This window comes from Streptomyces sp. NPDC006879 (assembly GCF_042869595.1).
Taxonomy (GTDB): Bacteria; Actinomycetota; Actinomycetes; order Streptomycetales; family Streptomycetaceae; genus Streptomyces.
In genome coordinates this window covers 1-6,465 of record NZ_JBIAGC010000085.1, presented here as the reverse complement: position 1 = coordinate 6,465, position 6,465 = coordinate 1, and the positions used below count along the sequence as shown (strand labels likewise).

4 protein-coding genes are annotated in these 6,465 nt (G+C 62.2%); 1 reads left to right on the top strand and 3 read right to left on the bottom strand.

What is annotated here, in order from left to right; translation table 11 throughout:
- Positions 1 to 4: 4 nt before the first annotated feature.
- Both ACFYMC_RS29425 and ACFYMC_RS29420 read right to left on the bottom strand, forming a co-directional pair.
- On the bottom strand, positions 5 to 1,354 hold the full coding sequence (locus ACFYMC_RS29425) for an IS1380 family transposase (protein WP_388531116.1): 1,350 nt from the start codon (positions 1,352 to 1,354) through the stop codon (positions 5 to 7).
- A gap of 2,823 nt (positions 1,355 to 4,177) precedes the next feature.
- Entirely contained in the window at positions 4,178 to 4,306 is a 129-nt protein-coding gene (locus ACFYMC_RS29420) for a hypothetical protein (RefSeq protein ID WP_388531113.1), read from the bottom strand.
- Positions 4,307 to 5,173: 867 nt separating this feature from the next.
- Between ACFYMC_RS29420 and ACFYMC_RS29415 the strand changes: the two genes are divergently transcribed.
- On the top strand, positions 5,174 to 5,929 hold the full coding sequence (locus tag ACFYMC_RS29415; RefSeq protein ID WP_388531110.1) for a G1 family glutamic endopeptidase: 756 nt from the start codon (positions 5,174 to 5,176) through the stop codon (positions 5,927 to 5,929).
- Here the strand turns inward: ACFYMC_RS29415 and ACFYMC_RS29410 are convergent.
- On the bottom strand, positions 5,910 to 6,146 hold the full coding sequence (locus ACFYMC_RS29410; protein WP_388531107.1) for a transposase family protein: 237 nt from the start codon (positions 6,144 to 6,146) through the stop codon (positions 5,910 to 5,912). The genes ACFYMC_RS29415 and ACFYMC_RS29410 overlap by 20 nt on opposite strands.
- Positions 6,147 to 6,465: the final 319 nt, after the last annotated feature.

Here is a 6,465-nt window from a genome sequence, read left to right as displayed (position 1 = left end):
CTGGTCACACTTCCGACGCCGCAGCCAGGCCCGAGCCCGCCGATGCCACTACCAACGCCGAGGCCACGACCCCCACATGCGGTTGCAGTACTAGGTCCGCCTCGTCGTGGAGGGCAAGGAGGCGGAGCCAGGCGTCGAGGTCGGCTGCGAGATTCGCGGTCAGCATCCACGCCTGGTTGACCGTCCAGGACTTGGAGGGCAGGTTGTGCAGGCCCATGGCCTTGTTCGTGCGGACGCGATCCTCCACGACGGCGTGGTGGCGGTGCACGGCGTCCAGCCATTGGATCTGGTGGGAGCCTCGGATGCGGGTCATCTTGTGGATGTTGGTGGCGGTGATGGAGTACTTCCAGCCGGTCTTCTTCTCGAACGCGGTCAGGTCCCGCGTCTGCCTGCCCGAGGGACGGACACTGCGGACGATCAGACGCATCCCCGCGATCCAGCCGGGACGGGAGTTCAGCCCGGTCAGCTCGGCGACGAAGTAGCCGTCCTGAACAGTGCCGTCCTGGTTCAGCGAGGTCTCCCACGCGCTCTCGGGCAGGCGAGCGATCGCCGCCTCGTCGGCGTCTGTGATCTTCCAGCCGGTGGTGAAGCGGACCGTGCGGCGCCGGGTGTTCAGGTCGCGCAGGTGCTCGTGAAGCTCGTGGCTGGCGCCGGCACCGTCGACCCGGACCAGGATCTTCGCTGTCGACTGGCCGGGGATCTGGGCGAGCGGGTCGGAGAGGACCCGGATGTGGTCGTCGGCGGTGTTGGAGCCGGCGTTGCCGGGGCGCAGCAGCATGGCCAGGCACTCGGTGGTGTTCGCGCACCAGGCCGCGAGCGGGTGGAAGCCGTAGGACTTCTTCCAGGGCGCGGTGGCCCCTTCCTTCTTGGAGGCGGCAGTGATGATTGTGGCGTCCAGGTCGACGACCACCCACTGGTGCAGGCGTTTCCCGGCGATCGTGAGCCAGGAGAAGCCACCCGGCCGCAGGGCCAGGAGTGACCACATATGCCGTCGCACCCCGGCTCTGGCCCGGGCGAGTACGGACAGCACCTGCGCGTCCATGGCCGCCAGCGTGCGTCGGGCCGTTGAGTCCGACACCGACGGCCCGAACATGCTGCGGTGGTGGGCCTGGAGCTGTTCGGCCTCGGACAGATTCCTCGCGCCGAGCGCGATCGCGACGGCGAGCTGCACCACCACTGGTGCTCGTTCCCGCCAGCCCGTTCCCGTGCCGACCTGCAGCACCCCGGCCAGCGCGGCCGTCAGCCCCGTACGGTCTGCCAGCCGTCGCAGCAGCACCGCACCCGCGTGGCCGATCAGTCCCTTGCCGGTGGCCGTCACGACCAGCCCCCGGTCCCATCCAGTAGTCTTCGTCACCAGAAAGGTGCCCCAGATTCCTGCCGTGATGCGAACTCGACACTCACATCGTCGCAGGCCAGGCGGCACCTTTCGCTGTTGATCCGTCAGCTCGTCCTATTCCGCTGAATATCCAGGGTTGCTGAAGGCATGACGGCATACGGGAAGATGGGCGCGCAGGCATGGACTCGCTCGGTGCTCATACGGACTCGACACCCGCATGATCACCAGCTGCCATGCCTGTTCTGCGTCCAGGAGCGCCCCCGGCAGAAGCCGACAAGCCGTCACATTCGACTCTCAGCAGGCGAACCGCCCACCTCGGCACTTCTCAAAGGCCCTAGGCGTACACCACTGCTGTGAATACGGCCCGCTCGTCCAAAGGGGCAGTCCCACCGCCCTGCGGACGGGACGTGAACGATGGCATCAACGGGGCAACCAGATCCCACAGACCATCAGGAACCAGCCGCTGCGACAGATCAGCACCCACGACCGCCATCATGCCGCACAGACATCACACCACGTGAGACACCCTCTAACTAATTCGCTCGAACAGCAATCTTGCGAATGGTTCCAGCCGTCGCCGCTCGGCGGCGTTAATCCTTCTTCCGTCGAGTGCCCGTAGAGCCACAGGCCGCAGAGCAGGCGGTATGTCATTTCGAACCCAGGAGCGGATGCAATCATTCTTCCAAGATTCCATCACGTGGCCCTCAGGAGTTGCCCTGGAAGGGGTAGTCTCGACATCTGATCCACACAGGTCCACCATTCTCTTCTTTCCTAACATTACAGGTACTGAATCGCCGTATGGGCTCAGCGGGTGTGCGATTTTCAGTCGCTCGTTGCTGGATGGGAGTCGCCCATGACGATGTGTGAATTCCTCTAGCTTCGCTAGATAAATTCGACGTGCAGTCCGTTGCCCTCTAGTTAGAGCATCGTCAGATCGAGCTGCTGCAGTTTGAGCTGCGCGTAGGTGAGCTTTGACAAGCGCGGGCCACACTCTATACCGATCCCAGTCGATCAACTGCACCGCTTTGAAGACCTCCAAAATGACTTCGCTGCGGAGTCCATCCCTATCCGCACCAGGCGGAAGTCTCCGGGCTAGAGCATCCGACTTGCGTCTAAGCCACGGCCAGATTTCCAAGATCAACTCATGGGTTAGGTCACTCGACTTTTCCCCCTGTCGGGCGCGCAGCGCTAGTTCCCGAAGTGAACTGTCAACCCATTCTCGATCAAATGGATCTCCAGCACGGCGCGAAATGGAACTCTCCATCACGAAGCAAGTCCTTCCTGTTGGTCGGGCGGAGTGGGCGAGAAGCAACACGCGCGCACTATCTGCGCATGACTTTCTGATTCAATGGATCGCCTCGCTTCGCGAAGTGTTCACACCGACTTTGTGGCGCCTTCCCAGATGGACAGTCAACCCGTCAACGAGGGCAATTACCCCTCACGTGCCACGTGAGCACAACCACTTCTAGAGGCAATCACTCGATCAGCCCACTCCAGTGTTTACCGGGTCGTGTGCCCTGCACAACGATCGCGAACCGGCTTATCTAACCTGGATAGCTGCAGCTCAGCCCGTGTGTGGACGACTGGACGAGAGCGACGATGCGGCGCGGGTCAGGCATCTGTGAGACTTCGCTATACGCAGCGGTCGGTACAAGAGTTGCCTACTAGGTCGCTTGGATCCCGCTGTGTGGCGAAGGAGGGCTGAAAGCCATGACTGAACTCTTTGGCCTATGCCATTCGACCGTTGATCATCGCCCCTGTGATCGGTGGTTCAGATGAAGTCTCATACGGCGAGCCTCTGGTATCAGATCGCGGCGGCTGTGAGGCCGAGGAAGGCGAGGAAGTGCGAGCCCCTCCGCTCGCATCGGATGGTGAGGCAGCGGCCGAAGACGATCGACCTTCCGATCTTCCGGTGGTGCCGGCCGAGCCGTTCGCTCGACTCGGTGCCCGGGCGGGCGATACGCGGGATGAGGCCGTTCTCGCGCAGCCAGGCGAGGTGGTCAGCGGAGGAACACGCCTTGTCCGCGCGGAGCTTGACCGCCTGCGCCGGCGTGGCCCGCGGCGGGATCGGATGGCGGGTATGCCGTGAATCAGCGGCTTGAGGGCGAGGCTGTCGTTGGTGTTTGCCGCGGACACACGACGGCCAGCGGGAGGCCCTGGGCCTTGGGCAGTGCGTGCAGTTTGCTGCCATCCTTGCCGCGATCGACCGGGTTCGGTCCAGTCATCGCCCCCCTCTTTGCCGGCATGGACGCCGCGTCGACGAACGCGGAGGTCCAAACCATCTCGCCCAAGCGCCGCGCTTGTCCAGTATTGCCCGGTGCAACCGACGTCATAGCCTCACTATCGTCCACACGGCGAACCGGCCACCATGCAACGCGTGCGGGAGCCCATCCAGTTGACTAAGTGATGGGACCCGACGGTTCCTGATCATCATGATGTGTGAAAGGTTCCAGTGTCACCAAGGCATGCAGTGGCGCGTTTTCCGGTTGCCATAGCTCATTCTGTGGGGCAGCAACTGCAGAAGCTCAGCCTGAGCGAAATAGATCAACTGGATCGAGCTCTCGTGCAAATCAGCATCTCCCCCGAATTGGGAGAGGTTATCCCTCTTACTCTATTTCGAGAGTATACCCACACGGGGAATGTTCGAGTTATATACTCGCTAGAATGCGGCCAGATAGTAGTCGCATATTTTGAGGTTTAACCTCGATGTTTCGTGGCGGTCCGCCTACCAGGGCCTTTGAGAAGTGCCGAGGTGGGAGGTTCGCCTGCTGAGAGTCGAATGTGACGGCTTGTCGGATTCTGCCGGGGCAGGGTCTTTGCGTGAAGTGATCTTGTCTGGGTTCATCCGGTGAGGCCGAGGAGGGTCAGGGGGCGGCGGTAGTCGCGGGCCGCGCGGCGGAGGGCCGCCGCGATGTTGGTGCGGCCGTCTTGCCGGTGGAGGCCGATGGCGAGGTTTCGGAGACTGGCCATCGTGCGGGGCAGCTGGGCGGTGCGGACCTTGGAGTCGTCCTCACGGAAGGTCCGATCACGGACGTGGTGGCCTGCACGAACGCGGGGCTCACTACCTGGCCGTCATCAAGCGGAACCACCCCGGACTGCATGAGCAGGTCCGCCGCCTTCCCTGGCGCGACATCCGCCTGGACCACGTCGACCGCACCCGGGCCCACCACCGCTACGAGATCCGCCGCCTGAAGACCGCCGCGTTCGCCCACATCGACTATCGCCACGCACGCCAGGCACTCCAAGTCGTGCCCTGGAGACGGGACATGGGCACGGGCAAGCTGACGATCGAACGGATCTACCTGGTCACGAGCCTGCCGTCCGGCACGGCCGACGGCAGCGAACTCGCGCCTGGATCCGTGGCCACTGGCGCATCGAGAACCAGCTGCACCACGTCCGCGACCGCACCTTCCACGAGGACGCCTCGCACATCCGCACCCGCCACCTACCCCGCGTCATGGCCGGCCTGCGCAACCTCGCCATCGGCGTCCACCGTCAGGACGGCCACACCAACATCACCGCCGCCCTCCGCCACACCGCCCGAAACCACCTGAGGCCCCTCACCGCCCTCGGCCTGGCATGGACACAAGATCGCTTCTCAAAGAACCTGACTGGTAGGCAGACGCCAGAATTTATGGGATATCTAATGCAATGCAGGGCATCCTCGTGCGACGGTGTGATGGCTGAACGCGGCAGAAGTTGACGGTTATCCACCTTAAGTTTGCAGAAGAGCAACATGTGGGCGCGCAGTGTGTTGACCTGCGGTGTCAAGCCACAGAATCACCAAGTTGTTCTTCTGTAAGCCCTTACCTTCATCAACCCGAAGAAGGAGTCCACATGCGCAATTGTGACGTGATCGCTAGGTGCCCAAACCTTGGTGGGGACGACCTGAACCCTGGTGGGCCCATCCAACCCGTCCCCCCCGAGGTCGGTCTGCCGGCAGATGTCCAATCCGGCAACTGGGCGGGGCTTGTGTCTATTGCAGACAACAATAATCCCGTCACATCCGTCCAGGCGGCATGGATACATCCGGCGGTGACAGCGACCCCTAATACAGACACCTATGCCAGTTTCTGGGTCGGCCTCAACGGAGGGCATGCCAACAATCCATACGTTTGTCAGATCGGCACCCTAGCGCAGATCGAGAACGGTGTTACTACGCACTACGCATGGTGGGAGAATTACCCTGATGACGAGATTCCAATTGGAGTAGGTGCTGTTGCGCCAGGCGATGTAATCTTCGCCCGCGTAGACTTCACTGGGAACCGCAGTTACGACCTGTTCCTAAACAACCTAAGCCAGAATTGGCACTATTCTGGGACAGTGAATGGTCACTATGCAGGTGCTAGCCCTTTTTCTGCTGAAGTAATCGCCGAGGCATTTGGGGTCGGCAACCAACAATCCGCACCACTAGCAGATTTCGGTAGCATCGATTTCGGCGCATGCTTTGTCAACGACGCGCCCCTCGCAAACGCACCGAACCTGGAACGGCCTACTATGGTGCGGCGTGGCATGAACAACGCCATCGTGACCAGGGCAGAGGTGACAGCTATGGATGAAACCGAATTCACTGTCACTTGGCGCAGTAATTGATCATTTTGCCGGGGCGTGCGTTCGAATCACGCTGACTCCACTCGGCGAGTTCATCGATGTTCCTCACGCCCGAGACGACCGCGCAGGCGCACACCAAAAGGATCGCTGTGAGTGAGTGCCACCGGCCCTGCTGTGCGTGCAGGTCGGGCACCGAGTCGAAGTAGGGGCGCAGGTCGGCGATCCGACCTGCATCCAGCGACCCCAGTTTCAGAAGCACCGCAGGGATGGGCGAGGCGCAGCAGCAGGCACGGGCCAGCTCATGATCATCTGGCTTAGACACCCAATGATCACGAAGCCCGTGCCTGCTCTGCTGTGCGCCCCAACCGGTCACAACCCGACCAGCCACACGTGCGATCTCTCGGGTGGGCGTGTCCGGAAGATCGTGTAAGTCCGTGATCTGATGACTTGGGCGGGGCCGGGTTGGCCCCGCCGGGTCGGAATGGCAAGATCGCGTGACTGAGACTCAGATATCCGAGGCCGTTGGCGACGGGCAGATTCCGCCGGAGCAGGTCGAGGCTGTGCTCGAGCAGCTGATG

What these genes read in the sequence shown, in the direction of transcription:
- ACFYMC_RS29420 (WP_388531113.1), bottom strand. Translation starts at nt 4,306, where the DNA reads ATGGCCAGTCTCCGAAACCTCGCCATCGGCCTCCACCGGCAAGACGGC.
- ACFYMC_RS29415 (WP_388531110.1), top strand. Translation starts at nt 5,174, where the DNA reads ATGCGCAATTGTGACGTGATCGCTAGGTGCCCAAACCTTGGTGGGGAC.